Consider the following 26,951-nt stretch of genomic DNA (forward strand, 5'->3'; position numbering starts at 1 on the left):
AAACTGGGCGTGAGGACGAGACTACTCCGCTTCAATCTCGGAAACCCGGAGTTTGCGAAGGGTGGCCATATTCTTTGCCACATTTCCCTGCATCCGCTGAAGAATATTGTTGAGAAATTCCATCGCCCGCTCAATATAGGGGCCTTTGTTAAGCATGACGCATTCGGCTCGACTGCCCATCGCTGCATCCGTAACCTCTGCCCGTGACGGTAGGCCTCCCTTCGCCAGAGACTCTAGGACCTGGGTTGCCCAGATGACGGGAACATGGGCTGCTTGGCACAACAGCAAAATTTGCTCCTGCACTTCCGACATCCGCTCAAAGCCTACCTCAACCCCCAAATCGCCCCGCGCAATCATCACGACTACAGACCGACGCTGCATGGCAGCCAGCAATAGCTTGGGTAAATTCTCAAATCCGAGTCGGGTTTCAATTTTGAGAATAATGCCTAAGTCTGTTGCCCCCAATTGATCGAGCTTTTGCACCAGCTGTTCTACATCCTCTGGAGACTGGACAAAGGAGAGGGCCACTAAGTCTCCCTGTTGGGCCACAAAGCTGAGATCGTTGATATCCTTGGGGGTAAGGGCTGGCAGGTTAAGCTGGGTGTCAGGCAGGTTGATGCCCTTTTCTCCCTTGAGCTTGGCGATTCCTTTGGCCGCCGAGACAATTTCCACCCTTAGTTCAGTCTCACTAACCGTTTGAATCAGCCCCTCAATCTTGCCATCATCAAAAAAGATCCGTTCTCCCGGCTTCACATCCTGGAACACTTGGGGTAGGGTGCAGCCCACCTGGGCAGGCTGCATGATCTGTCCGGTGGCATCTAAGATAGCGGGCTGGCCTAGAATGTCACCCCTTAGAATGCGCAGGACATCTCCGGGTTGGAGGGTGAGGGTGTTTTCAAGGGCAGGAAGCTGATCAATCTTGCCCGTTCCTACTACGGTCTGATGACGTTGAATGTCAAAGGGCAGTCCTGAAGTGATATAGCCGGTGCGATCGCATTCACAGAGACAGCCATTATCCCTCACCTCCACCACCAATAAGCGGCGGCGACGGTGACGGGCATCCGTAAGCTGAATCATATCTCCCACTTGGACAGAGAGAGGGGACTGAATCGGAATGGTAGTGGCATCTAAGTCAACGGTCTGGGAGGGCGTTGAGGTCAACCAGAGGCGTGCCGGTTGCACTATACGCCCCAGTCGATCTCGCTGGGGCTGCCATTTGATCACCTCCACATCAGGGGCCAAGGCCTCAGTTCTCAGTTTGGGACCGGCCAAATCAAAAGAGACCTTGCAGGATAGTCCCAATTCCGCTTCCGCTTGTCGCAGATACTGAATCATTCGCAGCCAAGCCTCAGGAGCATCATGGGCGCAGTTAATCCGCATAATATCCATCCCCGCAGCCAAAAACCGACGAATCAGAGCTGGGTCCTCTGCTGCTGCCGTGGGCATCGTCACCATAATTCGAGTGGCCCGCTGTTCGGGTTTAGGCCCTAGGGCCGTGAGGGTATGTTCCACCAGGAGAGCCTGACCATTGGCAAAGGTCACAGGGGTCGGGGCTTGAAGTTGAGGAGGCACCGCTCGTTCCACTAGTCGATGCAAAGCAATCAGAACGGCATTGAGAGAGGCCATCACATGAAGTTCGGTCAGCCCTAGGGAACTAAGGCCCAGGTGGCTGAGTTCAAGCTGTAACTCGCGGATATCATGGCGGCGCAGTGCTAGATAGTGGAGAAGGTTACGAGCACTGTTGCGATGAGAGGGAGCGGTGCGCTGGAGGGGAATTTTGAAATCCTGCTCGATAGCTAGGGCAAGCGTTTTGAGCTGCTCCAGTGCCCGAATAGCCCCATCAATGCGCGGAGCATCGATATTATTCGCAGACGCCAACATAGGGCCAGGTCCAGTTAACAATCTCATCTTGATCCTTACCATGCTCATGGGCATAGGCTAAGCATTCGATGATCTTATTGCGCATGCGTTCCTTGGCATGACCCGCTGCCGACCCCAGCTTTGGCACCCGATCAATCACATCAATCACTAGGTTAAAGCGATCCACCTCATTGTTAATCGCTAACTCCAGGGGGGTATTGATATTGCCCTGCTCCTTATAGCCCCGAACATGAATCCGTTCTTGGTGAGAGCGGCGATAGACCAGCTTATGAATCAGCCAGGGATAGCCATGAAAGTTAAAGATGATCGGTTTGTCAGGTGTGAACAGGGAGTCAAAGTCCCGATCAGATAACCCGTGGGGATGTTCGCCTTCAGACACTAACTTAAACAGGTCCACCACGTTAACAAAGCGAACTTTGAGCCAAGGAAATTCTTCCCGCAGGATGGCCGTTGCCGCTAGGGCCTCCATGGTGGGAATATCGCCACAGGAAGCCATTACCACATCTGGCTCATCGGGTTCAGTGCCACAGTCATCATTGCTGGCCCAGTCCCAAATGCCAATGCCCTTCGTGCAGTGAGCCACTGCTTCATCGATGGACAGATACTGTAAATGTTTTTGTTTATCCGAGATGATCACATTGATATAGTCCACACTCCGAAAGCAATGATCGGCGACCGACAGCAAACAGTTAGCATCCGGTGGAAAGTAAAGCCGCACCACATCTGGACTTTTGTTGGTGACCAAGTCCACATAGCCTGGATCCTGGTGACTAAAGCCATTATGGTCCTGACGCCAAACCAGGGAGGACAGCAAAATATTTAATGACGACACCGACCGTCGCCACGGGACATGATTACGGCAGATATCTAACCACTTGGCATGTTGGTTAAACATGGAGTCCACAACATGGGCAAAGGCTTCATAGGTATGAAATAGGCCATGGCGTCCGGTTAATAAATAGGTTTCCAGCCAGCCCTGTAGCGTATGCTCACTGAGCATTTCCATCACCCGACCATCCCGAGACAGTTCAGTCCCATCTTCGTCTTCAGGATATAGATCGGCCATCCAAACTTTCTTCGTGACTTGATATACATCTTGAAGGCGATTGGAGGCCGTTTCATCGGGCCCCATTAACCGAAAGTTATCAGGATTCTTGCGGATAATTTCCCGCATAAAAATCCCCAAGGCCTTGGTATTCTCAAAGGTGACGGTACCATGCTGCTCCCCAATATCAATTGCTAGATCGTAAAAACTGGGGAGCTTTAGGGCCTTCCGCAATAAGCCCCCGTTGGCATGGGGATTCGATCCCATGCGCCGATCACCGATCGGAGCCAAGGCTTTTAGCTCGGGAATTAAGGTTCCGTTTTCGTCAAATAACTCCTCCGGTTTGTAGCTGCGCATCCATGCTTCCAGCTTTTGCAGGTGGTCGGGGTTGTCCTGCATACCCCCCATGGGAACTTGGTGCGATCGCCAAAAATCCTCGACTTTTTTACCATCTACTTCTTTGGGACCGGTCCAGCCCTTGGGGGTGCGTAGGACAATCATCGGCCAGCGGGGGCGCTCCAGGGTGCCGTTGATACGGGCCTCTCTCTGCACCTTTTTAATCGTGAGAATGCATTCCTCCATCACGGCGGCCATCTTTTGATGCATTTCCGCTGGATTCTTGCCTTCGACAAAATAAGGAGTGTAGCCGTAGCCTCGGAATAAATATTCCAACTCTTCATGGGAGATGCGGGCCAAAAGGGTGGGGTTGGCAATCTTGTAGCCATTGAGGTTGAGTACAGGCAACACTGCCCCATCCCGAGCAGGATTGATAAATTTATTAGAATGCCAAGACGTTGCTAGGGGGCCGGTCTCGGCTTCACCATCCCCCACTACACAAGTCACAATGAGATCGGGATTATCTAAGACAGCACCATAGGCATGGGAAACACTATAGCCCAGCTCTCCCCCCTCATGGATGGAACCAGGGGTTTCAGGGGTGACATGACTGCCGATAAAGCCAGGGAAAGAAAATTGCTTAAAGAACCGCCGCATCCCTTCTAAATCTTCACTTTTATCGGGATAAATTTCGGAATAGGTCCCTTCCAAGTAGACAGGCCCCAGGACACCCGGTGCACCGTGGCCTGGACCCGCCATAAAGATCATATCCAGAGCATATTTTTTAATCAGTCGATTGCAGTGAATATAGGTAAAGCTCAGGGCTGGAGAGGCACCCCAGTGTCCCAGTAAGCGATGCTTGACATGGGCAGATTGGAGCGGTTCTTTCAACAAGGGGTTATCGCGTAGGTAGATCATGCCCACGGCCAGATAGTTGCAGGCTCGCCAGTAGGCATCAATATTGTGCAGCTCTAATTCGCTGAGGGGTCTGGATGTGGGGGCAACAGGAGTGTGAACCATCTTCTTGGAATCCTCCGAGAAATACGTTAGGGGTTGGCCCAGATTGAGCAGGGGCATCAGTGCGGGACACCCCTCGATGGCTCAACTGTTCTCTATAGATGTGAAGTTAATGTTTTTACCGAGCAGGGCCTGATTGTGTGCTGCCGCTTCTAGGGCAATTTCGGTAGCTAAAGTCGTCGCCTGCGAAGAATTCTGGTAAGCCTCAAGGTAGAGGGCTTTTAAATCGCGAATCAATGGATAGCGAGGATTGGCCCCTGTGCACTGATCGTCAAAGGCTTGTTCCGACATCAGATCTAGGTGCTCAAAAAAGGTCTGCTCATCGACGGATAAGACTTCACGAATCGAGGATGGAATATCCAACTCTAGCTTCAGGTTTTCGATGGCTGTTATCAAGCGCTCTACTTTTTCATCGGCGGTGGTTCCCCCTAAGTTGAGGGAATCTGCGATCGCAGCGTAGCGACCCTTAGCCTGGGGATATTCGTACTGGGGAAAAATAGCCTGCTTAAAGGGGGCATCCGTGGCGTTATAGCGAATTACATGGGAAATCATCAACGCATTCGCCAACCCATGGGGGACATGGAACGTAGATCCCAATTTGTGGGCCAGAGAGTGGCAAATTCCTAAGAAGGCGTTGGCAAAGGCCAAACCAGCAATCGTTGCCGCGTAGTGGACCTTTTCTCGGGCTTCTGGATCAGCACTGCCCTGATGATAGGCTCTGGGCAAGTAAGTCATTAATAAACTAATGGCTTCTAAGGCCAGTCCATCCGTGAACTCCGTTGCCAAGACCGATACATAGGCTTCCAGAGCATGGGTCAGGGCATCAACCCCACCATAGGCCGTCAGCTTTTTGGGCATATTGAGGACCAGCTCTGGATCAACGATGGCCATCGTCGGAGTCAGGGCATAGTCGGCCAAGGGATATTTAATGCCCACCCGATCATCCGTGACCACGGCAAAGGGGGTGACCTCCGACCCGGTGCCTGAGGTGGTGGGGACAGCCACCAGGATGGCTTTATTTCCCAAGGGAGGCAGTTCATAGACGCGCTTGCGGATATCCATAAACCGCATGGCTAGACCGTCAAACTCGACTTCGGGATGTTCATACATCAGCCACATCACCTTAGCTGCATCCATGGGTGAGCCACCGCCTAAAGCAATAATCACGTCCGGTTGGAAAGTATTAATTACGTCTAACCCCCGTTTCACCGTGGACAGGTCTGGATCAGGTTCGACATCGAAAAACAGATGATGCTCGATGCCCAGTTGATCTAAAGTCTCGGTGATTTCCTTGGTTAGCCCCAAATCAAATAGAGGGCGATCGGTGATGATAAAGGCCCGCTTTTTCTCGGCTAAATCTCTCAAAGCCACGGGAATACAGCCATATTTAAAGTAGATTTTAGGGGGCACCCGGAACCACAGCATATTTTCCCGGCGCTCGGTCACAGTTTTGATATTGAGCAGATGCTGAACGTTGACATTACCGGAGATGGAGTTACCACCCCAAGTGCCACAGCCTAGGGTCAGAGACGGATCCAGCTTGAAGTTATAGAGGTCGCCGATGGCCCCTTGGGAAGAGGGAGTATTGATCAAGACTCGGGCCGTGGCGAGTTCAGTTTCGAAAATGCGGATGCGATCGCAATTGGATGCCGCCGTGTATAACACGGAGGTATGGCCGCGCCCCCCAAAGTTGACCAACTGTTTGGCTTGGTCCACAGCATCCGTAAAATCCGTGGCCCGATACATGGCCAAAATCGGTGACAACTTCTCATAGGCAAAGGGTTCGCTACTGCCAATAATGGAGACTTCACCAATTAAGACCTTATGGCCCTGGGGACCTTCAATCCCCGCTAAGTTAGCCAGTTCTGAAATAGGCTGACCCACAATAGCCGGGTTTAACTTGCCGTTCTTGAGGATGGTCTGAGCGACTTTATCCTTGTCTTCAGGGGTGAGGAAGTAAGCCCCTCGCTTACAAAACTCCTGTTTAACCTGCTCGTAGACGGCTTCTGTCACCACCACCGACTGCTCGGAAGCGCAGATCATGCCGTTGTCAAAGGTTTTACTCAGCAAGATGGAGCTAACGGCGACTTGGATATCCGCCGTTTCATCAATCACAGCAGGGGTATTCCCGGCACCGACCCCTAAGGAGGGATGCCCTGACGAGTAGGCCGCTTTGACCATACCGGGACCACCCGTGGCCAGAATCAGCTTAATATCGGCATGTTGCATTAGGGCTTGGGAAAGGTCCAAGGTGGGTTCGTCAATCCAACCGACGATATCTGGGGGAGCCCCAGCTTTTAGAGCAGCATCACGAATAATTTCAGCGGCTCGCACCGTACAGTGCTTGGCCCGAGGATGGGGAGAAAAAATAATGGCGTTGCGGGTCTTGAGACAGAGCAACGCCTTAAAAATAGCGGTTGAAGTGGGGTTGGTGGTGGGGATAATCCCCGCCACAATGCCCAAGGGTTCCGCCACTTTTTGGATACCGTAATGGGCATCCGCTGATACGACGCCGCAGGTTTTTTCCTGTTTGTACTTGTTATAGATATATTCGGACGCAAAGTGGTTTTTGATCACCTTGTCCTCAATCACTCCCATGCCCGTCTCAGCCACGGCTTGTTTAGCTAGGGGAATGCGCTCGGCATTGGCTGCGATCGCAACTTGCTTAAAGATATGGTCCACCTGCTCCTGGGTATAGGTGGCATAGGCCTCCTGGGCTTGCTTCACTCGGGCAATCAGATCTTCTAGGGAAGGAATATCGGTGACTTGAGGCTGGGTTTGAGTCGTCATCATGTGTGCTCCTTAGGTAAAGGCAATCCTGTTCAAATAGCGGGGTCAGCGGACCGATACCCCATACTCACGAAACTGTAGGCGAACCCGCTCAACTAGCTCAGGTGAGGGGGACTGAGTCTCCTTTAAAAGATAGTCATAGCCCAGTTCTTCCCATTTGTAGGCCCCCATTTGGTGGAACGGCAGAACCTCCACCCGTTCAATATTGGTGAGATGGGCTACGAACTGGGCGAGCGCAGCCACATTCTCAACGTCATCTGTTAAGCCCGGCACCAACACAAACCGAATCCAGGTGGGTTTGCCTATTTGATGCAAATAACGGGCAAGGCAAAGCGTAGGTTCCCGTGAAACTTGGGTCACTTGGATAAATCGTTTAGGGTCGTAGGATTTGATATCTAATAGCACCAAATCGGTATATTGCAGTACCCGCTGAGCGCTGGTGAGATCAGAAAAGCCTGAGGTATCTAAGGCGGTATGAATGCCTAGGGCCTGACATTGGCGCATGAGTTCCGCAACAAATTCGGGCTGAAGTAAGGGCTCACCCCCACTCACAGTGATGCCGCCACCAGATGCCTGCATATAGGATCGATAGCGTTGAATCTCTGCTATCAATGCCTCGACGGTCGTCACCTGTCCACCTGTTACATCTCGGCAGTCTGGGTTATGGCAGTAGAGACAGCGCAAGGGACAGCCTTGCATAAACACTACAAATCGCAGCCCTGGGCCATCGACACTACCACAAGTTTCTACAGAATGGATGCGACCTGTCAGACCAGAATTGGGAGAGGAAACCGCAAGGAGAGAGGCAGGAGCTGAGATTGTTTCACCAGACGGTGACCGTTGATCTCGATGGGGCACAGAGTGATATTGCATCTGGTCTCTCCTTACAGTTTTGTGACGTCCGGTCCATAGACTAGCCGTCAGTTCTGAACGACACCCGTCGATTGGTCTTCAACTTGGGCAATGGCCAACCGAGTTTTGAGCACCGTATCTGGATTAAGGCTGATGGAGTCAATCCCTTCCTCCACCAAGAACTGGGCAAACTCAGGATAGTCACTGGGGGCCTGACCACAGATGCCAATTTTGCGCTCCTTAGCCTTGGCAACAGCAATTACTTGGCGCACCAACTTCTTCACGGCAGCATTACGTTCATCAAAAATATGGGCAACGAGGGCAGAGTCTCGGTCTAGTCCTAGGGTGAGTTGGGTTAAGTCATTGGAGCCGATGGAGAAGCCATCGAACACCTCAGCAAATTCCTCTGCCAGCACCACATTGCTGGGTACTTCGCACATCACATAAACCTGCAAGCCGTTTTCACCCCGTTTCAGACCATGCTGGGACATTTCCTTGAGGACCTGCTGGCCTTCTTCAGGAGTACGACAGAAGGGAATCATGGGAATGAGATTCCGCAGTCCCATCTCATCGCGAACCCGCTTCAGGGCCTGACATTCCAGGGCATAGGCTTGGCGATAGTTGGGGTCGTAATAGCGAGAAGCTCCCCGCCAGCCAATCATCGGGTTTTCTTCTGTGGGCTCAAACTGGCGTCCGCCGATTAAGTTGGCATATTCATTACTCTTAAAGTCAGACATGCGAACGATCACGGGATTCGGATAAAAGGCCGCCGCAATCATGCCTACCCCTTGGGCCAGCTTATCCACAAAGAAATCTGGCTTGTAGGCGTAATTAGCGGTCAGTTGAGCAATGGCCAACTTGGCTTCTACATCCGTCAACTCGTCATACTTCAGCAGCGCCAAAGGATGGGTCTTAATCTGATTGGCGATAATAAACTCCAATCGCGCTAGCCCCACCCCATCACAGGGGATGGCTGCCAACCCAAAGGCTTCATCGGGGTTGCCCACATTCATGAGAATTTGGGTTCGGGTGGGAGGCAGTTCATCTAAGGCGGTTTCTTCCACCACAAAGGGGATTAAACCGGGATAGACCTGTCCCGTTTCACCTTCAGCACAGGAGACGGTGATATTCTGACCTGTTTTCAGGACTTCGGTAGCGGTGCTGCAACCAACAATGGCGGGAATACCCATTTCCCGAGCGATAATCGCGGCATGGCAGGTGCGTCCCCCTTGATTGGTGACAATGGCACTGGCCTTTTTCATAATTGGTTCCCAGTCGGGGTCCGTGCGGTTGGTCACCAAGACCTCTCCCGCCTGGAATTCCTTAATCCCTTGCACCGAAGCAATCACCCGAGCTGCCCCCTGGCCAATGCGATCACCCACAGCTCGACCCTCAATAAACGGGGTAGGCAAAGTATCCACCGTCATTCGATAGGCAGAGAGTCGATTGGCGACCTTCTGGGACTGGACCGTTTCTGGTCGGGCTTGGACAATAAATAAGACTCCCGTTTGGCCGTCCTTGGCCCATTCGATATCCATGGGGGTGTCCATCCCCCGGACCTGGGAATAATGGTCTTCAATAATGCAGGCCCAGCTGGCTAAGGTGAGGATTTCATCGTCGTTGACGGCAAACTTGGTCCGGTCTGCTTCTGGAACGGCAATATTTTTGGTAAGTTTGCTACCCCCCAAATCGTAGACCATTTTGATCTCTTTACTGCCCAGATGTTTGCTCAAAATGGGACGAAAGCCGTCAAGTAAGGTCGGTTTAAAGACTAGAAATTCATCGGGGTTGACTGCGCCTTGAACCACATTTTCTCCCAGACCGTAGGCGGCGGTGACCAAGGCTGCATTCTTAAACCCCGTTTCCGTATCGATGGAGAACATCACTCCAGAAGCGGCTAGATCCGATCGCACCATTTTCTGCACGCCCACGGATAGGGCCACCTGGAAATGGTCAAAGCCTTTAAGGGTGCGATAGGAAATCGCCCGATCTGTAAAGATGGAGGCAAAGCATTTGTGGCAGGATTCCAAAACCTGTTTAACACCATGGACATTGAGGTAGGTTTCCTGTTGTCCCGCAAAGCTCGCATCGGGTAGGTCTTCTGCTGTGGCACTGGAGCGGACGGCGACGTCAACGTTGTAGTGATAGGCCTGCAGGCGTTCTTGCTCTTTGGAAGCTTGCCCTTCGGAAGCGGCATTGCCTACGCCATATTGTTCGCACAGTTGGCAATAGGCAGTGGAAATCGCTAACTCCAGATCCTTGGGAAAGGGGGTGTGGAGAATGAGCGATCGCGCTTGCCGACCTCGCTGGCGTAAATTATCAACATCCTCAACATCTAGATCGGCAAAAATCTGCCGCAGTTGGGCTTCAATCCCTGCCTGCTGAACAAAATACCGATAGGCATAGGCGGTGGTAGCAAAGCCATTAGGGACATTCACGCCTAGAGGAACTAAATGCTGAATCATTTCCCCTAGGGAGGCATTTTTGCCACCGACTAGGGGAATATCGGCAATGCCGACTTCATCAAAACCTAAGATTAATGCCTGGTCACGACTGGTTTCAGGGGTGGGACGGGGAGCAATACGAATATTCATCTCAAACCTCCAGAGAACTCGAAAGGGAGGGAAGCTTCCCCTTAGTCAGGTAAGGGGAAGCAGGGGTAGCTAGAACCGACTGTGAAAGGTGCGGCTGACCACGTCTCGCTGTTGTTCGCGAGTCAGCTTGATAAAGTTGACGGCATAGCCAGAAACCCGAATGGTCAGTTGAGGATACTTCTCGGGATGTTCCATGGCATCCAGTAGGGTGTCACGGTTGAGCACATTGATATTGATATGCTGGCCCGTATTGTGGAAGTAGCCATCCAGTAAGCCGACGAGATTGCGGTCTTGGTCAGCATCCCCTTTACCCAAGGCCTGGGGCACGATGGAAAAGGTATAGGAAATGCCGTCTTGGGCATGCTCATAGGGGAGCTGGGCGACGGATTCGCAGGCTGCGATCGCACCCTTGGTATCACGACCATGCATGGGGTTCGCCCCTGGCCCGAAGGGTTCGCCCGCCTTGCGGCCATCGGGGGTACTGCCCGTCTTTTTGCCATAGACCACGTTGGACGTAATCGTCAGAATGGATTGGGTGGGTACTGCATCCCGATAGGTTTGATGCTGACGAACATGATTCATAAACCGCCGCACCACATCCTGGGCAATCGAATCCACCCGTTCGTCATTATTGCCAAAGGCCGGGTAGTTGCTCTGCAGCTCGTAATCTACAGCGAGTCCCGCGTCATCGCGAATCACCTTGACTTGGGTATGTTTGATCGCGGAGAGAGAATCCGCCACCACAGATAACCCGGCAATGCCGCAGGCCATAGTGCGATACACATCCCGATCATGGAGGGCCATTTCCAAGCGTTCATAGCAGTACTTGTCATGCATATAGTGAATGACATTGAGGGTGTTGACGTAGAGCTTGGCTAACCAACCCATCAACACGTCAAACTTAGCCATCACCTCGTCGTAGTCCAGGATGTCTGCGGTAATCGGTGCATAGGCGGGGGCAATTTGCTCCCCAGATTTTTCATCCTTGCCACCGTTAATGGCATAGAGCAGTGCTTTCGCCAGATTCACCCGAGCCCCAAAGAACTGCATTTGTTTACCAATGCGCATGGCGGACACGCAGCAGGCAATACCATAGTCATCTCCATACTCGGTTCGCATCAAGTCATCGTTTTCATACTGGATGGAGCTGGTATCGATGGACACTTGAGCACAGAAGCGCTTAAAGTTGTCGGGCAGTTGTTCTGACCACAGCACGGTGAGGTTGGGCTCTGGTGCAGGGCCGAGATTGTAGAGGGTATGGAGGAAGCGGAAACTGGTGCGGGTGACCAAGGTCCGTCCGTCCAGCCCCATGCCTCCAATGGATTCTGTGACCCATACGGGATCACCGGAAAACAGTTCGTTATAGGCCGGGGTGCGCAGAAACCGGACCATCCGCAACTTCATCACAAAATGGTCAATCAGTTCTTGGGCCTCCGCTTCCGTTAAGGTGCCTTGGTTCAGATCCCGCTGAATATAGATATCCAAAAAAGTGGAGACCCGGCCTAGGGACATGGCCGCCCCATTTTGCTCTTTGATTGCCCCGAGGTAGCCAAAGTAGGTCCACTGCAAGGCTTCTTGGGCGGTGGTAGCGGGCTGCCCCATATCAAACCCATATTGCTCCGCCATCTCTTTGAGCTCTTGCAGGGCGCGGATCTGCTCCGAGAGTTCCTCCCGCTGCCGAATCACCGTTTCGTTGATCGCGTCGACTTCCAGAGACTGCAGCTGTTGCTGCTTATCCTTTATCAGAAAATCAACCCCATACAGGGCTACCCGGCGATAGTCACCAATAATTCGGCCCCGGCCATAGGCGTCAGGCAAGCCTGTGATAATGCCAGAGTGACGGGCTAACCGCATCTCGCGGGTATAGGCATCAAATACCCCATCATTATGGGTTTTGCGATATTGGGTAAACGTTTTCAGGGTGTCTGGATTGAGCTGATAGCCATAGGCTTCTAAAGATTTCTGCACCACCCGAATTCCCCCCAGGGGCATAATGGCTCGCTTAAGAGGCTGATCCGTTTGTAAACCTACAATTTGTTCAAGGTCGGGAGCAATATAGCCCGGTGCATGAGCCGTAATCCCCGCCGGAACTTGAGTATCGGCATCCAGAATGCCTTGTTGCCGCTCCACATCCATCGAAAAAGAGACTTTGTCCCAGAGTAACGAGGTGCGATCGCTCGCTGCTGCTAAAAAAGTCTCATCCCCGACATAAGGGGTGTAGTTACTTTGAATAAAGGCACGGACGTTTACTTCTTTCATCCACTGCCCGGCCTGAAAACCTGTCCACTGTTTAAACATCGTGCAGGCACCTCCAGTTATCACACCTAAGTGATCGTAAATAGTGAATTATTGTTGCTCACGACTTTTCGCAAATCGTGCATTTATCCTTGCTTTTAATATACAAAATTCAACTCTAAAAATCCGTGATCTGAGCAACAAAACCCTACTTTAAACTATTTCTTAATTAACAACTTTATTGTTTGAAAATGATCGATTAAAACAATCGTTTTGTTGTTTTTATAGCCAGATTTTCATGTGAGAAAGAGAATATAATCATTTTGTCGAGCCATATTTCAGAACGAGAGGAAACCCTTCTATCTCTTACATAGAGATATCTGAGGAGATGGCATCTCACAAGTATTGAGAAAGAGCAGCTTAAATAGATTTGATTATGATATGGCGATACAACTTCTATTAAGGACCTATGAATGATAGATCTTAACCTCTTTTTTTAAAAGGTTGATCTATATGTAAATTAGTGACTTAATTGACTTAAGTCAAAAGTGCTTTCGTCTAATATTTACTTATTCTTTGAAATCGCAGGAGCGATTGTATTTTTGTTGACACTCAATCTGACTAGCAGCGATTATAATTCGGCCCATCTGTAGCAATCGCCATGAAATAGACTCTAGACTCACTGATGCTCCACAACGTTTTCACCCAGTATCCATTGAGGTAGCCATCACCTCTATAAGTTGCCTATCCCTAGCTCCTGAAGTCGATCCAATCAAAGCTTCAGTCCAGGCCACACTCAGCCCATCATTCCTTTAACTAACCTCACCGACCTCTTCATTTCGTGACATAAGCCCATGATGACAACGCCCTCCGTTGATCCGGCCCATGATATTCTTCGCTATGACTACACCCCCCTACAGCCTTTTTTTGCCCCCCGACGGGTTGCTGTGATTGGCGCCACAGAAAAACCCAATAGTGTCGGACGCACCCTTCTGTGGAATCTAATTAGTAGTCCCTTTGGCGGCACTGTATTCCCTGTTAATCCCAAGCGCTCTAGTGTGCTTGGGATTAAGGCTTATACAGATATTCTCTCGATCCCTGAGCAAATTGATCTGGCTGTTATTGCCATCCCTGCCCCCCGAGTACTGTCTGCAGTCCAGCAATGTATCCATGCTGACGTCAGAGGAGCGATCATCATTTCTGCGGGTTTTAAGGAAACTGGTGAAGCGGGACAGCAATTAGAGCAGGAAATTTTGCAAACGGCTCGTCAGGGCAATTTACGAATTATTGGACCAAATTGTCTGGGTCTCATGTGTCCACCCTATGGTTTGAATGCCACCTTTGCCAGTACGATGGCGCGTCCAGGAAACGTTGGGTTTTTGAGTCAGAGTGGCGCATTATGCACCTCAATTCTGGACTGGAGCCTGCGGGAAAATGTGGGGTTTAGTGCCTTTGTCTCCATTGGCTCCATGCTAGATATCAGTTGGGGAGACTTAATCTACCATCTGGGTGACGACCCTCACACCCACAGCATTGTTATCTATATGGAAGCGATTGGGGATGCCCGATCTTTCCTCTCGGCAGCACGGGAAGTTGCCCTCAGTAAGCCCATTATTGTGATCAAAGGGGGGCGAACCCAAGAAGCTGCTAAAGCAGCTGCCTCCCATACAGGAGCGCTGATGGGCAGTGACGATGTTTTAGACGCTGCCTTCCGTCGATGTGGGGTGTTGCGGGTGAATACCATTGATGAACTCTTTAATATGGCCGAGGTGTTGGCGAAGCAGCCGCGACCTCAAGGCAATCGCTTGACCATCGTCACCAATGCAGGGGGACCCGGTGTCCTAGCGACAGATTCCTTAATTCGCGGAGGTGGGCATCTCACCCCCCTGTCACCCGAAACCCACCAGGCTTTAGATCGCTTTTTACCCGCTGAATGGAGTCACCATAATCCCATTGATATTTTGGGAGATGCTACCCCCGAACGCTATGCCCAAGCCCTTGAAGTTGCCGCCCAAGACCCAGGCAGTGATGGCCTGTTGGTGATTCTCACACCTCAAGCCATGACCGATCCCCAGCAAACTGCCCAAACCTTAATCCAAACTGCCCAAGGTATTACCCATAAGCCCCTCTTGGCAAGCTGGATGGGCGGTGAAGATGTCGCGGCAGGGGAAGCCCTGCTCAATCAAGCGGGTCTGTTTACGCTGCCCTATCCCGATACAGCGGCTCAGGTCTTTAACTTAATGAGTCAATATAGCTATCGGCTGCGGTCCCTTTATGAAACCCCTGTCATTGAAGACGCGGAGGAGCTGGATCGGCAGCACATGGAGCAGATATTAGGGGATGCTACGGCATGTGATCGCACCCTCCTGAGCGAATGGGAATCCAAGCAATTCCTCCAGTCCTACGGCATTCCGACTGTGCCCAGCCATTTGGCCCAAACCCCAGAACAAGCCGTCGCGTTTGCGGAGACCCTCGGTTATCCCGTTGTCCTCAAACTCCACTCCCACACCATTACCCATAAAACGGATGTGGGGGGTGTCCATCTCAATCTCCCTAATGCTGCCGCAGTGCAAGGGGCCTTTGCTTTGATTCAGCAGAATATGCAGTCCTATGGTGAGCAAGCCTTTTTAGGCGTAACCGTCCAACCGATGTTAGACCACAATGGCTATGAACTGATTCTCGGCAGTAGTCCCGATCCTCAATTTGGCCCCGTCATCCTCTTTGGGTTGGGTGGACAGTTAGTAGAAGTCTTCCAAGACCGGGCCTTAGGATTACCGCCTCTTAATTCCACACTAGCTCGTCGCCTGATGGAACAGACTAAAATCTATCAAGCACTACAAGGAGTGAGGGGACACCAATCCGTTAATTTGGATCAGCTGGAGCAGATTTTAATTAAGTTTAGTCATCTTATCGTTGAGTATCCCCAGATCAAGGAAATTGATATTAATCCTCTGCTTGTCTCAGAGCATCACATCGTAGCCTTAGATGCCCGGATTATTCTCTATCCCCAAGCCGAAAAGCAGCCCATTCGCACTGCCATTCGACCCTACCCTTCTCAATATGTCCACCAGTGGACCATGGGTAATGGCTGGCCAGTGACGATTCGGCCTATCCGTCCTGAAGATGAACCTCTGATCGTTCAATTCCATCAAAATTTGTCAGAAGAGAGTATATACTTTCGCTACTTTCATCTGATGAAATTACAAACTCGGGTCTCCCATGAACGGCTCACTCGCATTTGTTTTGTTGATTATGACTGTGAAATCGCTTTGGTCGCTGAGTATGCAAATCCCCAATCCCTAGATCATCAGATCTTAGGCGTCGCCCGATTGAGTAAACTGCATGGTACTCAATCGGCGGAGTTTGGGATGCTGGTTCAGGATCAATTTCAAGGGCAAGGATTAGGGACAGAGCTGCTCAAATCACTGCTACAGGTTGGAGAAGTGGAAGGTTTGGAAGCCATCAAGGCTGATATTCTCCCGGACAACAGAGCGATGCAGTCTCTTTGCAAAAAGATGGGATTTCAGCTCAAGTACCAAGGAGATTCGATTGAAGCTATCCACCAGAAGCTGCCAACCTCAGTGAATCTATCAGGGTTGAATTGCTAAACAATCCTTCTACTCGTTCCATTCATGTGTTTGACCGAGAAGGAGACATCGCCGAAGTGTTTGAGTAGTTCAACCATCTCAACAACACAGAGGTTGTGGTTAGAGCCTCACATAATCGTCGGCTTGAGCAAGCCCCCCATCGGCTGTGGGAAAAATTGGAAGCCCAAAGGGTTCAATTCGAGTATGAAATTGACTTACCCACAACGAAAGACCGGAGTGCACGTACAGCCCGCTGTTGTCTCGTTCAACTGCAGCGACCCACCCGTCTAGCTGATAAGGTCTACACCGTCTATGCCGCAGAAGTAGATCCCCCAGAGGACGAAGACCCAGTGTCCTGGATGTTGCTCACGAGTGAAGCGGTCACCACTGTGGAGATGGCCCAGACCATTTTGCGCTGGTACACGTACAGATGGAGAGTGGAGGAATATCACAAAATTCTCAAATCGGGAACTCAAGTGGAGCGGTATCGTTTGGCTGCTGAGGGGATGAAAACCTTATTAGGATTCCTGTGTGTCACTGCTGTAGAACTGTTACGCTTGACCTACTTAGAACGCACATCCCCTCAACGGCCTGCTCAAGATGTCGTCACACCTTTACAGATTAAAGTTCTCAGTGCGAAGACACCGAAGGTTCCCAAAACCCTCACTGTTTCATGGGCCGTGAAAGCGGTTGCACGCCTTGGAGGATACCTGGAGCATCGTCGCAACACACCGATTGGGATTCAAGTGCCATGGAAAGGATGGGCTAAGTTAAATCTCCTAGTCGAGGGCTGGCAGTTAGCGACCCAGGAGGCTTCGCGGGAAAAGTCAGGACGAGCACGAGAGTCCGGTTCGATCTTGTGGATACACTCCAACAATAAATCTAGAGTCAAAGAGCGCTCTGAAGGTAACTTGTTAAAAACCTGGCGTTATACCTTCCAAGTATTCTGGCTACTGACTGTCTTTTTCCGCCGCTTCCAGTAGCCATCTTCAAACTGAGCAATCCAATCTTTCACTATCTTGGGTTGCTCATCCTTATCTTGAACAGCAAGATAAGGCTCCCAAGTAAACTGTCCCAAACTGAGTTCGGCTCCAATCAGCTTGGCTTGCCGTTCTGCTTGCTGCAGTCCTACTGTATTGACTGGCAGCCTGAGTGAAAATCGCTGTTGATAGGGCTTGGTTTTGTGGGTGATGTGAGGCTTAGGCGGAAAAGTGCCTTGCAACCAAAACGTATTGCCACGGCGATAGATGGAAACCCGCAGTTTAGCTTGTTTCAAACGCGCATTCGCTTGAGTCAGACTGTCTTCAATATCCAAAGCAAGGTGTACTTAGAAGTGTACTTAAAATCTTGAATCAACCTGACCTATTCTGAGTCAACCAGACATCATCTGAAACAATCCCAGATCGCCCTGCAACTTGCTTCTAGCGGTTATTTTGTCAAAGGCGGCACCCAGATTCGAACTGGGGATAAAGGCTTTGCAGGCCCCTGCCTTACCACTTGGCTATGCCGCCGTTGGAGAACTTTAAGCTACTACCCTTTAGGTTAGCAAGATTACGAAAAGCTCAGCAACCACCAACCATATCATGGTTTAGAGAAGAATGGCTGCCTAGAAGCCAGTGCTTAAGGATGACTCAAGCAGACTCAACTCAGCAGCCTATGATGTCATGCCTTATAAGCCTTCTTTGGGAACCAATTCCCACCACCCAAAGGACGGTCCAACAAACCGCACCACTAACCAGGAGGCCAGCACAATGAATACACCAACCCAACTCCCTTTCATTACCAAGTTATAAATTTTTTCCAGCTGGCTCTTGGTCAAAGGGAACCAAGACACCATTTTGGATTCTTTACCGTAGTCGCTTCCTAATGCTTCTTGACGACGTTTTGCTTCACCCATTTCTTTTCCCTAATCTAGACCACTAAAGTCGCAAACAGTACTGCCTAAATCTTATCGACAAAATGGGGATGGATAACAGAGGGATCATCCTGATTTAAGATACGGTCCCGTTCACTAGAGCCGCTGCTGACCAGACGACGTCGCGAACAAGCTGTCATCCAAATAGTTAATGCGCGAATAGGGACTCATGGCTGTTAAGACTTGTTGGCCATAACTGCGATGTAAGACCCGATTATCGAAGAGCGCCACGATACCTTGATGACGTCTGATGGGTGCGATCGCAGCCTGTAGCGTTCTTAAGGCAGTGGGTAATAGGTATAGTCGGAACCAATCTTGGCGATGGTGCTTATAGTAAGCCACTCGACCCGCTACCCGCGGATCTTCCAAGGAGGGGATGGGCAGAGTAGCCACAACCAGCAGGGCAGGAATTGGCAGGGTAGCCTGATGCTGTAACCAATAGTCCCAGCCGGTAATCAGAATCGTTTCTGCATCCAGATCCGACGTTTCCAGTTGGACCCGGGAGCCAAATTCCGAGGCCATCGCTGTCGCCATTTGGCGCTGCATCGGTGTGTCTTCGATAATAATGACCGTCGGTCCCCCAGGCTGGGCATTGGCGACCATCAGGAGATGCAGCTGCTTCAGTAAGGCCCCTTGAAAGGAAGGGGTATTGGGCATAGGTAAGCCATCAGGGAGGTACAGCTGCACCGCTTCCGCCTCTCGATGGGCTCCAAATTGAACATAGGTCATGTCTTCAAGGCCCAGTTGCTGTCGAAACAGCTTCGCCTCAGGTTCAAGGTCAAAGCCACTACCCATCAGCACAACCGGCTGTCGCGACCATAGCCCCTGCAAGCTGAGATTGACTTCATTGGGAGCACAGTACAACGTAAAAGCACCATTGTCGCGGTTCAGGCCACTCCACAATAGATGATGATCCGATTGATAGGCCTGCCAAAACTGCTGCCAATTCGACGGACTAAGGGCCATACCATGAGCCAGAATCGCTTGATGTAGCTGGGCTAGAATTTGACGTTCTTTCTGCTCAATCAGGGTGTGGCCATAGGGATTCTCAGGGTGCTGGAAAAGCGCACGAGTTAGCTTAACCCGAGTTTCCCGAATCAACTCTAGCAGCGGCGGGTAACACCAAATCAGTTGCTCCCAGTCCGGTGGGTGGAGCGACAGGGTGAGCTGTTGCTGAGCCCAACCTTCAAGCTGGTCAGCATTATCAATCAGGGTAGGAATATCAGTGGGAAATTGATAGGCCTGGGTCAGGTAGTCTCGTAACCATACCTCTGGAGTGACCAGTAAAACGCCTTTAAAGTGACTTCCGGGCCAATGGTCAGCAGCCAAAATTGGCTTTTTGATCTGCATCCATTCGTGAAGGTGGGGCATCTCAGCCCGGAGCAATTGCTGTTGTGCAGCCAGAGGGGCAACTAAGATCACCGCCTCTCGCCAAATCATCAGGGGAGCTAAATAGCTCAGCCGATGGAGTCCCTGGTGTTTGGCGGCAGCACTAATTTGAATCAGGGCACTCCGTCGCAGCCGAAACGCCCGAGCGACGAGGCGAGCAATGGTGAGGTGATGAGGCCATTGGTCAGATCCTTGCTCTCGCAAGAAAGCATGGAGTTGGCGGTGGACTTCGACCTCAATCACAATCAAAAACGCAATGACAATGCATGACCTTCATTCTGGCACAGTCTCTAGATTGTTCCGAAAACGGAACTTAAGCCTGCTGTAAAAAGGCCACTAACGCTTGTAGCTTCTGCCAAGCAGCACCGCTAGCCAGAATGGCTTTGGCTTGGGTTACTCCCTCACCATAGGTCTCTACAGCATGACCGACAAATAAGGCCAATGCTGTATTCAGGGCCACAACATCCGTTTGGGCGGCTGTGCCTTTGCCTTGGAGCACTGCTTGCAAAATAGCGGCATTTTCGTCCACGTCACCCCCTTGTAAGGCCGTCAGAGGCGCTGCAGTCAACCCTAATTCTGCAGGCTCTAAAATATCCTGGCTGACCTGTTGATGATCAACCACTGCGATATCCGTCAGATCGCCTAATCCGGCTTCATCTAAGTTTTCTCGCCCATGCAAAACGACCGCTCTTTGCACACCCAGAGTCTTAAGTGCCGAGGCGAGGGGATACAGCAATGCTGGATCGTAAACCCCTAGGACCTGCCCCGTGGGTCGGAGAGGATTCACTAAAGGCCCCAATAGATTGAAGATGGTGCGTACTTTTAGGGTTTTACGCAGGGGCACCACTGCTTTCATGGCCGGGTGCCAGCCCGGAGCGAACAAAAATGTAATCCCGACTTCTGCCACAGCAGCCTGAATTTTTTCCGGTGGAGCAGCCAGATTGATGCCCAAGGCTTCCAGCACGTCAGCAGAACCAACCCGACTAGAAGCAGAGCGGTTGCCATGCTTGGCCACTGGGAGCCCAGCAGCGGCAGCCGTAAAGGCAACGGCAGTGGAGATATTAAAAGTTGAAGCGCCATCGCCTCCAGTCCCACAGGTATCAATCAAGGGGCTGGGCATTGCTACCCCTGACTCCACCGATTGCTGCAAGAGCACGGTGGCCATCCCTGATAGCTCGTCTGCTGACACGCCTTTGGCTTGCAGGGCGGCCAAGATCGCTCCCGACAGGACAGGAGGCACAGCGTCTTGAAGCCAGCCTTCCATTAATTGCGAGGCTTCTGCTTGGGTCAAGGACTGACCGTCTAGGAGTTGTTGGAGGAGTTGAGACCCGTCTAGGGTATCTGGTGCTAACGTCATAACACTATCCTGAGGCTAGAGTGGTGAGAGCAGCCCCCGTAACTCGGCAAGTTCGCCAGTCGGGGAGAACGGTTGCTCCTAGTGTTTCATAGAATGCGATCGCAGATTCGTTCCAATCCAAAACACTCCATTCCAAGCGGCCATAATTCCGCTCTGCCACTAGCTTTGCCACGTGTTTTAACAAAGCCTTACCCACCCCTTGGCCTCGATGGTGCGCTTGCACATACAAATCCTCCAAGTACAACCCCGGCCGCGTTAAAAAGGTCGAGTAGCTGGTAAAGAACAGCGCATAGCCCACAATCTGCTGATCGATTTCAGCCACCAGAGCTTCCACATAGCATTGATCTCCAAACAAATGCTCTCTTAAGGCATCTGCATTCCCGGTGACTGCATCTTCTAAATGCTCATACTGGGCCAGTTCAATAATCAACGCAAACAATGCAGAGACATCGCCCTGTTCGGCAGCTCGAATTGAAACCATTGTCTTCGCCATTTCTATTCCTCAGCCGCTACTGTCTCAGCAGATGAGAAACGCTCCGAGATCGCCGCCGTCATAATATGGGACAGCAGACCAATGGGACCCACTAACAGACAGAGCACCAAGGAGTGGCTGGTCCAGATACCTGTGCGCTGACCTTCCCAGTAGATCCAGCGTCCTACAAACAAATCCATCACCAAAAAATGCACCCAAGCTGCCGCTGCGATCTGCTCTTGACCAAACAACTGAGCAATATCAGCAAGGGTGGGATTCGCTAAGACCTTGGCAGACTCAGGTGTCAGCGCTACAGCAAATAGGGAGGTGTACACAATGGCCAAGCCCACAAAGGGCAAATAGGACGTGAGCATGCGACGGGTCCAATCCCATTGGGGCAAAATAATCATTAATGCCCAGAAGGGCAGCACAAACACGTTGGCAATCGTAAACCACTGAGAGATCGTCATTATCAAGACTGTTACAACGACTATTGTCCCTATTGTCAACGGATCAGGGATCTTCTGCTCAAAAAGTTCTCAGGGTTATGGTCTAAGATAAATGAGTCTTGCGTCTATCAATATTCAACTTAGGGAACACCTATGCCACGCCGTCGTACAAAGACTTCTGGGTTACATCGTTGGTCACGACCACTGATTGGAGCCCTTGCTGTTTTGGGGGCTACGAATACAGGATATTTGACGGCCACCAAACTGGCAGGTGGAGAAGCAGCCTGTCCTACAGAGGGATGCGATCTGGTTCTGTCTAGTCCCTATGCCACCGTCTTAGGTCAACCCCTAGCATTGTTTGGCCTGCTGGCTTATATTGCCATGGCTATTTTTGCCTTGGCCCCCCTGGCCATCGGTAGTGACAATAAAGAGTTGCGAGCAACCGCTGAGAACACCACCTGGTTCCTGTTATTTATGGGATCCACTGCCATGATGTTCTTCAGTTGGTACCTGATGTACATCATGTACGCTAAGTTTGTGGTGCCCTTTGGCGCTGGCGCTATTTGCATCTATTGCATTGCCTCAGCGACTCTGGCCACCTTGATGTTCCTCCTCACCATTCTGGGACGGTCATGGGAGGATGTCGGTCAGATTGTCTTTACAGGCATTATTGTTTCAGTGGTGACGTTAGTTGGCACTTTAGGTATCTACTCACATATCGATAAGCCTGCAACAGCCAATTCAGACACAGAGTACAAGATCACATCTGCAACGGGCCAGGTATTCTTTACCATCACCGATTCCTCTGGAGAAGCTGAGCTGGAGCTAGCTAAACATCTCAAACAAACGGATGTCAAAATGTTTGGTGCCTTTTGGTGTCAACATTGTGCAGCTCAGAAACAGCTGTTTGGGGTCCAAGCCATTTCTGAAATGCCTTATGTTGAATGTGCACCGGAAGGTCCTAGTCCACAAGTGGATTTATGTACAGCAGAATTAGGCAAAGCCAGCGAAAAACTACGACCTATCATTGGCCGAGATGCCGGATTCCCAACGTGGAAGATTGGCGATAACTACTATTCGGGTCAGCAATCTTTAATCGATTTAGCAGAATATTCCGGTTATCAGGGTCCCAAAAACTTCAAGAATGCACTGCAATAATTTTCAGCGACTGCTGTAGCGTTCTTCTGCCCATGGCTCTCCTCGGCGATGATAGCCATTTTCTTCCCAAAACCCGAGCTGTTCGTGATCCAAAAATTCTAAACCGTTCAGCCACTTTCCACTCTTCCAGGCATAGAGGTGGGGCACGACCAACCGTAAAGGCCCACCATGATCAACGGGGAGTGGTTGTCCATCTAAGGTATGGGCAAAAAAGGTTTGCTCATGTAGGAAATCGTCGAGGGTGAGATTCGTGGTGTAACCCCCATAACAATGCTGCATCACATGGGTAACACCTGGCTGCAGCTCGAGAAGCTGCATCAGTTCAGACACAGCAAAACCGGCCCAGCTTACATCTAGCTTGGACCAGTGAGTCACACAATGAAAATCAGCGGTGAAATTCGATTGAGGTAAGGCTAAGATATCAGACCAGGCAAAGGTTTGTTCCTTAACTAAGCCCCAAACCTTCAATTGCCAATCTTGGGGGGTAATGTGCGGCGTTTCACCATAGGTCAGCACTGGAAACCGATTCGCCAGATGCTGCCCTGGAGGAACACGCTGCTTTTCGCTCATGTTGGGTTTGCGAAAATACTTACCCACACTCCTTACTCATCATCGTCTTCGTCGTCATCCTTAGTCGGATATTCAAAGCCTTTGGCTCGGCCTGTGAGAATAGATTTGCCAGTAGACAGCGCTCTTTGAGCAGCTAAATTTGCTTTGCGGTTCCAATGGGCTCGACGAGAATCGCGCTTAGAATTGGATGTCTTTTTCTTTGGGACAGCCATGGGTATCGATTAGGAAATAAAAATACAGCTTTGCCATCTTAACATTGAACTCTTGAGCAAGCCTCAATCATGCTAGGAGACATGGAATAGCGATCGTCTCAAGCAGGCACCAGAGTCAAATTTAGCGCCTAGAGGTCAACAAATCCTCATTTTTCACTGGATATCCTCTCACTACTACAAAAGAATGCCGCTCTCTTCCGATAAAATTGCTGAAGTTTCTAAAGATACACGCCGTTGACTCGCCACTCCCCCCAGCAGGCTCACGATTTTTTACATCAATCATCCCTAGGTCTAGCGATTGTCGGCATTGTGCTGATGACACCGTTTTCCATCAACAATTTTCTACAAGGGCGGTATTTACTCGGCGTAGGTGGACTATTAATCAATGGGATTTTTGCCTTCAATACCTGGACCATCACGAAGCGCAATTATTACTCTGATACCCTCACCCTGTGGGTACTGGTGCCCATCGTCATCTTCTTTCTCAACCTGGCATTTATTCAACAGGGGATAATTGGAGTTTTTTGGTGTTATCCCTCTGTTATTGCCTGCTACTTTATGCTGCCAGAGCGAAAAGCCTGGCTTGCCAACCTCACGCTATTGTCAATCACGTTTCCCATTGCCTGGCACATTATTGAGCCCGCCTTGGCCTTGCGGATGATCTCGACGGTAGTGATGGTGAGCATTTTTTCCGCGATTTTTGTTCGAGTGATCAATGCTCAACAACAGAAACTCAAGCTTCAAGCCATCACAGATCCACTGACTGGGTTACTGAACCGAACGTCTCTCCATGAGACCCTTGAGCAAGCTATCGCCCAAAGTAAGCGGATGGGCATTTCTATGACGCTTGCTTCCCTAGATATCGACCATTTTAAGGCCATTAATGATGCCTTTGGCCATGCTACTGGCGACCAAGTGCTGCGGGATATCAGCGGCTTGCTCAAAGAACGATTGCGCCGTGTCGATCAGGTCTTTAGAATTGGAGGCGAAGAATTTCTGTTGCTCTTTTATGGGTCAGATACCGAGAGTGGATATCTGGTCGCGGAAGAACTACGCCATTTAATTGGAAGCCAACCATTTCTCCCGGATCATTCCGTAACGGTCAGCATTGGTGTAGCCACCCTACATCCTAAAGAAGACTGGACGACCTGGATGCAGCGAAGCGATGATTATCTCTATCGGGCCAAATCGGCAGGGCGCAATCAAGTGATGTGCATGTGATCTCTTTTTCCAGGTATAACCAAAATATGAAACCGCTACGTCATCATTTAACCCGTATCTGTCTTGTTCTGGGGCTAATTGTTTCCCTAGTTGTGGCTGCCCCTGCAGCTTTTGCCATGGGGGGTGACCCACCGCCTCTGGATCAACCTGCACCCACATTCACATTGCCTAGCAATACAGGGGATGGGGAGGTGTCATTATCGGACTATCGAGGTCAGTGGGTGGTTTTATACTTCTACCCCCAAGACTTTACGCCAGGATGTACTGTCGAAGCCCAACGGTTCCAGCAGGACCTACCGAAATATATCGAGCGCAACACCCAAGTCATTGGCGTTAGCGTTGACTCTGTAGACAGTCATGCTGAGTTTTGTGATTCTGAAGGCTTGAAATTTCCCTTGTTAGCCGATGAAGATGGCAGTGTGAGTAAAGCCTATGGATCTTGGATGAGCTACTTTTCCCTACGGCACACTTATTTGATCGATCCAGAGGGAATTCTGCGACAACAGTACGTCAAGGTGCGTCCTGTGATTCATAGCGAAGAAGTGTTAGCCCGCTTAGACGAACTCCAAGCCGCGAGTTAAACCAAAACCCTAATGCACAAAAAAAACGCCCCCTTTCGGGGGCATATTTGTTGGAATGCACGTATTGGGTTGATGACGACCCAACGCGCTAATGAGGTTTAAAGGGTTTGCTTATCTCTGGAATTAAAGATATCAGTCAAAAGTGAAGATATCGCGAATGCCAAAGAAATGATTAATTGACCTCACTTTAATAAGTCTCAACATGCCATCGTCCGGCTTTCTTGAGAGCTTTGCGATATTCGATCCAATCGACACCATGCTTTTGGGCCGCAACGGACATGCCGTCATCAATACCCCCTTCCATACCTTTCAAACCACAGATATAGGTATGGGTCTTGTCGTTCTGCATCAATTCCCAAAGAACATCTGCCTGCTCCGCAATGCGATGTTGAATATACATCTTGCCGCCCTGGGGATTTTGCTGCTCCCGGCTAATGGCATAGGTGAGTTGGAACTGATCTGAGAATTGGCTGGCTAAGGCTTCTAGCTGCTCTTTATAGAGGATATTGGCTGTGTAGGGCACCCCAAAGAATAGCCATGCATTACCTTGGAATTGATAGTCAGGATGCTTTTCCTGGAACAACCGCCACAGATAAGCCCGAAACGGGGCAATGCCTGTGCCTGTGGCAATCATAATCACATTGGCTTCTGGATCATCAGGCAAAAGCATTTCTTTGCCCACCGGACCTGTGATCTTAACAGGAGCACCGGGCTGGAGCTGGTTTAAATAGCTAGAGCAAACGCCATATACGCGCTCGCCTGTTTCGGGGTGATTGTATTCCAACTGCCGAACGCATAAGGAGACGGTTTTATCGTCACCCTGATCGCCATGGCGAGTGGAGGCAATTGAATACAGCCGCAGCTTATGAGGGCGACCGTTTTCATCGGTCCCTTCTGGAATAATCCCTAAGCTTTGCCCTTCAAGATAATGAAAATCGCTCCCTGCTAAATCAAAGGTGATATGGCGAACTGTTCCTTCTCCACCGGGCTGAACTAACTCTTCATTGGTCAGGCACTGACTCGTTAAGGGTTCTTTGGGACGATAAATATTGACTGGGATTTTTTCTTTTAGCTGCATAGAGATTGAATTTGAGATGAGCGAACCACCACCATAACTGGCAGTGGAGGAGATATTAAGACTCCAACCAGCCTAGGAGTATTCATTGGATCCCATTGTCGCTATCGGTACAATTTCCAAGAGTCTTTAGATTTCTGGTCGAAGTGATCAATCATTCAGTTTGGGTGATCTGGCGTTGGAAAACTGAGTGTTTCAAATTTTCCAAGGACCTG

General features: G+C 50.5%; 18 protein-coding genes, 1 tRNA gene and 2 pseudogenes. 5 read left to right on the forward strand and 16 right to left on the reverse strand.

Going from position 1 to position 26,951, the window contains the following annotated elements; translation table 11 throughout:
* Window positions 1–21: 21 nt before the first annotated feature.
* From ON05_RS16435 to pflB, 6 genes are all read right to left on the reverse strand, one after another.
* Window positions 22–1,881, reverse strand: coding sequence for a pyruvate kinase (locus tag ON05_RS16435; RefSeq protein WP_010476043.1), 1,860 nt, complete (start codon window positions 1,879–1,881; stop codon window positions 22–24).
* Window positions 1,862–4,282 (reverse strand): phosphoketolase, encoded by a 2,421-nt coding sequence (locus ON05_RS16440; protein WP_029315343.1) that lies wholly within the window; start codon window positions 4,280–4,282, stop codon window positions 1,862–1,864. Before ON05_RS16440 ends, ON05_RS16435 begins: the two co-directional genes overlap by 20 nt.
* Before the next feature lie 81 nt (window positions 4,283–4,363).
* Window positions 4,364–7,072, reverse strand: coding sequence for a bifunctional acetaldehyde-CoA/alcohol dehydrogenase (gene adhE / locus ON05_RS16445; RefSeq protein WP_029315342.1), 2,709 nt, complete (start codon window positions 7,070–7,072; stop codon window positions 4,364–4,366).
* Window positions 7,073–7,114: 42 nt separating this feature from the next.
* Window positions 7,115–7,942 carry a pyruvate formate-lyase-activating protein gene (pflA, locus tag ON05_RS16450; protein ID WP_010476036.1) on the reverse strand — a complete coding sequence of 276 codons (828 nt, stop codon included), beginning with the start codon at window positions 7,940–7,942 and terminating at the stop codon, window positions 7,115–7,117.
* Window positions 7,943–7,989: 47 nt separating this feature from the next.
* A complete protein-coding gene (gene ppsA / locus ON05_RS16455) occupies window positions 7,990–10,515 on the reverse strand; it encodes a phosphoenolpyruvate synthase (RefSeq protein ID WP_010476035.1) in 2,526 nt (841 codons plus the stop codon).
* A 69-nt stretch (window positions 10,516–10,584) separates the two neighbouring features.
* Window positions 10,585–12,813, reverse strand: coding sequence for a formate C-acetyltransferase (pflB, locus tag ON05_RS16460; protein ID WP_010476034.1), 2,229 nt, complete (start codon window positions 12,811–12,813; stop codon window positions 10,585–10,587).
* A 791-nt stretch (window positions 12,814–13,604) separates the two neighbouring features.
* Here pflB and ON05_RS16465 point away from each other — a divergent pair.
* Together ON05_RS16465 and ON05_RS16470 are read left to right on the forward strand one after the other, a co-directional pair.
* The gene (locus tag ON05_RS16465; RefSeq protein ID WP_029315339.1) at window positions 13,605–16,358 is read left to right on the forward strand and encodes a bifunctional acetate--CoA ligase family protein/GNAT family N-acetyltransferase; all 2,754 of its coding nucleotides are present in this window, start codon (window positions 13,605–13,607) and stop codon (window positions 16,356–16,358) included.
* A pseudogene (locus ON05_RS16470) lies at window positions 16,346–17,320 on the forward strand (IS4 family transposase); the annotation flags it as partial. The gene ON05_RS16465 and the pseudogene ON05_RS16470, both read left to right, overlap by 13 nt.
* Here the strand turns inward: ON05_RS16470 and ON05_RS16475 are convergent.
* The 7 genes from ON05_RS16475 to ON05_RS16505 all read right to left on the reverse strand — a co-directional run bounded on the left by ON05_RS16475 (window position 17,266) and on the right by ON05_RS16505 (window position 21,940).
* Window positions 17,266–17,652 carry a hypothetical protein gene (locus ON05_RS16475; protein ID WP_010476031.1) on the reverse strand — a complete coding sequence of 129 codons (387 nt, stop codon included), beginning with the start codon at window positions 17,650–17,652 and terminating at the stop codon, window positions 17,266–17,268. The pseudogene ON05_RS16470 and the gene ON05_RS16475 overlap by 55 nt on opposite strands.
* Before the next feature lie 125 nt (window positions 17,653–17,777).
* Window positions 17,778–17,848 (reverse strand) — tRNA-Cys (locus tag ON05_RS16480).
* A gap of 158 nt (window positions 17,849–18,006) precedes the next feature.
* Entirely contained in the window at window positions 18,007–18,234 is a 228-nt protein-coding gene (locus ON05_RS16485) for a DUF2839 domain-containing protein (protein ID WP_010476030.1), read from the reverse strand.
* A gap of 114 nt (window positions 18,235–18,348) precedes the next feature.
* Window positions 18,349–19,890, reverse strand: a complete 1,542-nt coding sequence (locus ON05_RS16490; RefSeq protein WP_010476029.1) for a helicase C-terminal domain-containing protein — start codon at window positions 19,888–19,890, stop codon at window positions 18,349–18,351.
* A gap of 64 nt (window positions 19,891–19,954) precedes the next feature.
* Window positions 19,955–20,998, reverse strand: coding sequence for an anthranilate phosphoribosyltransferase (trpD, locus tag ON05_RS16495; RefSeq protein WP_010476028.1), 1,044 nt, complete (start codon window positions 20,996–20,998; stop codon window positions 19,955–19,957).
* A 4-nt stretch (window positions 20,999–21,002) separates the two neighbouring features.
* The gene (locus ON05_RS16500; protein ID WP_010476026.1) at window positions 21,003–21,479 is read right to left on the reverse strand and encodes a GNAT family N-acetyltransferase; all 477 of its coding nucleotides are present in this window, start codon (window positions 21,477–21,479) and stop codon (window positions 21,003–21,005) included.
* 14 nt (window positions 21,480–21,493) lie between these two features.
* On the reverse strand, window positions 21,494–21,940 hold the full coding sequence (locus ON05_RS16505; RefSeq protein ID WP_010476025.1) for an ABA4-like family protein: 447 nt from the start codon (window positions 21,938–21,940) through the stop codon (window positions 21,494–21,496).
* Between the two features lie 132 nt (window positions 21,941–22,072).
* Between ON05_RS16505 and ON05_RS16510 the strand changes: the two genes are divergently transcribed.
* Window positions 22,073–23,077: a vitamin K epoxide reductase family protein gene (locus ON05_RS16510; protein ID WP_010476024.1), complete on the forward strand. Its 1,005-nt coding sequence runs from the start codon at window positions 22,073–22,075 to the stop codon at window positions 23,075–23,077.
* Between the two features lie 3 nt (window positions 23,078–23,080).
* Here the strand turns inward: ON05_RS16510 and ON05_RS16515 are convergent, their stop codons facing one another.
* Together ON05_RS16515 and rpmF are read right to left on the reverse strand one after the other, a co-directional pair.
* The gene (locus ON05_RS16515; protein WP_010476023.1) at window positions 23,081–23,674 is read right to left on the reverse strand and encodes a sulfite oxidase-like oxidoreductase; all 594 of its coding nucleotides are present in this window, start codon (window positions 23,672–23,674) and stop codon (window positions 23,081–23,083) included.
* Window positions 23,675–23,679: 5 nt separating this feature from the next.
* A complete protein-coding gene (gene rpmF / locus ON05_RS16520; RefSeq protein WP_010476021.1) occupies window positions 23,680–23,859 on the reverse strand; it encodes a 50S ribosomal protein L32 in 180 nt (59 codons plus the stop codon).
* A gap of 234 nt (window positions 23,860–24,093) precedes the next feature.
* Between rpmF and ON05_RS16525 the strand changes: the two genes are divergently transcribed.
* Window positions 24,094–25,080: a GGDEF domain-containing protein gene (locus ON05_RS16525; protein WP_010476019.1), complete on the forward strand. Its 987-nt coding sequence runs from the start codon at window positions 24,094–24,096 to the stop codon at window positions 25,078–25,080.
* 26 nt (window positions 25,081–25,106) lie between these two features.
* On the forward strand, window positions 25,107–25,661 hold the full coding sequence (locus tag ON05_RS16530; RefSeq protein WP_010476016.1) for a peroxiredoxin: 555 nt from the start codon (window positions 25,107–25,109) through the stop codon (window positions 25,659–25,661).
* Between the two features lie 187 nt (window positions 25,662–25,848).
* On the opposite strand, the pseudogene ON05_RS16535 reads toward ON05_RS16530, so the two are convergent.
* Window positions 25,849–26,730: pseudogene (locus tag ON05_RS16535) on the reverse strand (FAD-binding oxidoreductase); the annotation flags it as partial.
* Window positions 26,731–26,951: the final 221 nt, after the last annotated feature.

Source organism: Acaryochloris sp. CCMEE 5410 (assembly GCF_000238775.2).
Lineage (GTDB): Bacteria > Cyanobacteriota > Cyanobacteriia > Thermosynechococcales > Thermosynechococcaceae > Acaryochloris.

Bases quoted from the DNA above. Each gene is read 5' to 3' on its own strand.
- ON05_RS16510 (WP_010476024.1), top strand. From the start codon at position 22,073: ATGCCACGCCGTCGTACAAAGACTTCTGGGTTACATCGTTGGTCACGA.
- ON05_RS16530 (WP_010476016.1), top strand. From the start codon at position 25,107: ATGAAACCGCTACGTCATCATTTAACCCGTATCTGTCTTGTTCTGGGG.
- pflB (WP_010476034.1), bottom strand. From the start codon at position 12,813: ATGTTTAAACAGTGGACAGGTTTTCAGGCCGGGCAGTGGATGAAAGAA.
- ON05_RS16485 (WP_010476030.1), bottom strand. From the start codon at position 18,234: ATGGGTGAAGCAAAACGTCGTCAAGAAGCATTAGGAAGCGACTACGGT.
- ON05_RS16440 (WP_029315343.1), bottom strand. From the start codon at position 4,282: ATGGTTCACACTCCTGTTGCCCCCACATCCAGACCCCTCAGCGAATTA.
- ON05_RS16465 (WP_029315339.1), top strand. From the start codon at position 13,605: ATGATGACAACGCCCTCCGTTGATCCGGCCCATGATATTCTTCGCTAT.
- ON05_RS16500 (WP_010476026.1), bottom strand. From the start codon at position 21,479: ATGGTTTCAATTCGAGCTGCCGAACAGGGCGATGTCTCTGCATTGTTT.
- ON05_RS16505 (WP_010476025.1), bottom strand. From the start codon at position 21,940: ATGACGATCTCTCAGTGGTTTACGATTGCCAACGTGTTTGTGCTGCCC.
- ppsA (WP_010476035.1), bottom strand. From the start codon at position 10,515: ATGAATATTCGTATTGCTCCCCGTCCCACCCCTGAAACCAGTCGTGAC.
- trpD (WP_010476028.1), bottom strand. From the start codon at position 20,998: ATGACGTTAGCACCAGATACCCTAGACGGGTCTCAACTCCTCCAACAA.
- adhE (WP_029315342.1), bottom strand. From the start codon at position 7,072: ATGATGACGACTCAAACCCAGCCTCAAGTCACCGATATTCCTTCCCTA.
- rpmF (WP_010476021.1), bottom strand. From the start codon at position 23,859: ATGGCTGTCCCAAAGAAAAAGACATCCAATTCTAAGCGCGATTCTCGT.
- pflA (WP_010476036.1), bottom strand. From the start codon at position 7,942: ATGCAATATCACTCTGTGCCCCATCGAGATCAACGGTCACCGTCTGGT.
- ON05_RS16435 (WP_010476043.1), bottom strand. From the start codon at position 1,881: ATGTTGGCGTCTGCGAATAATATCGATGCTCCGCGCATTGATGGGGCT.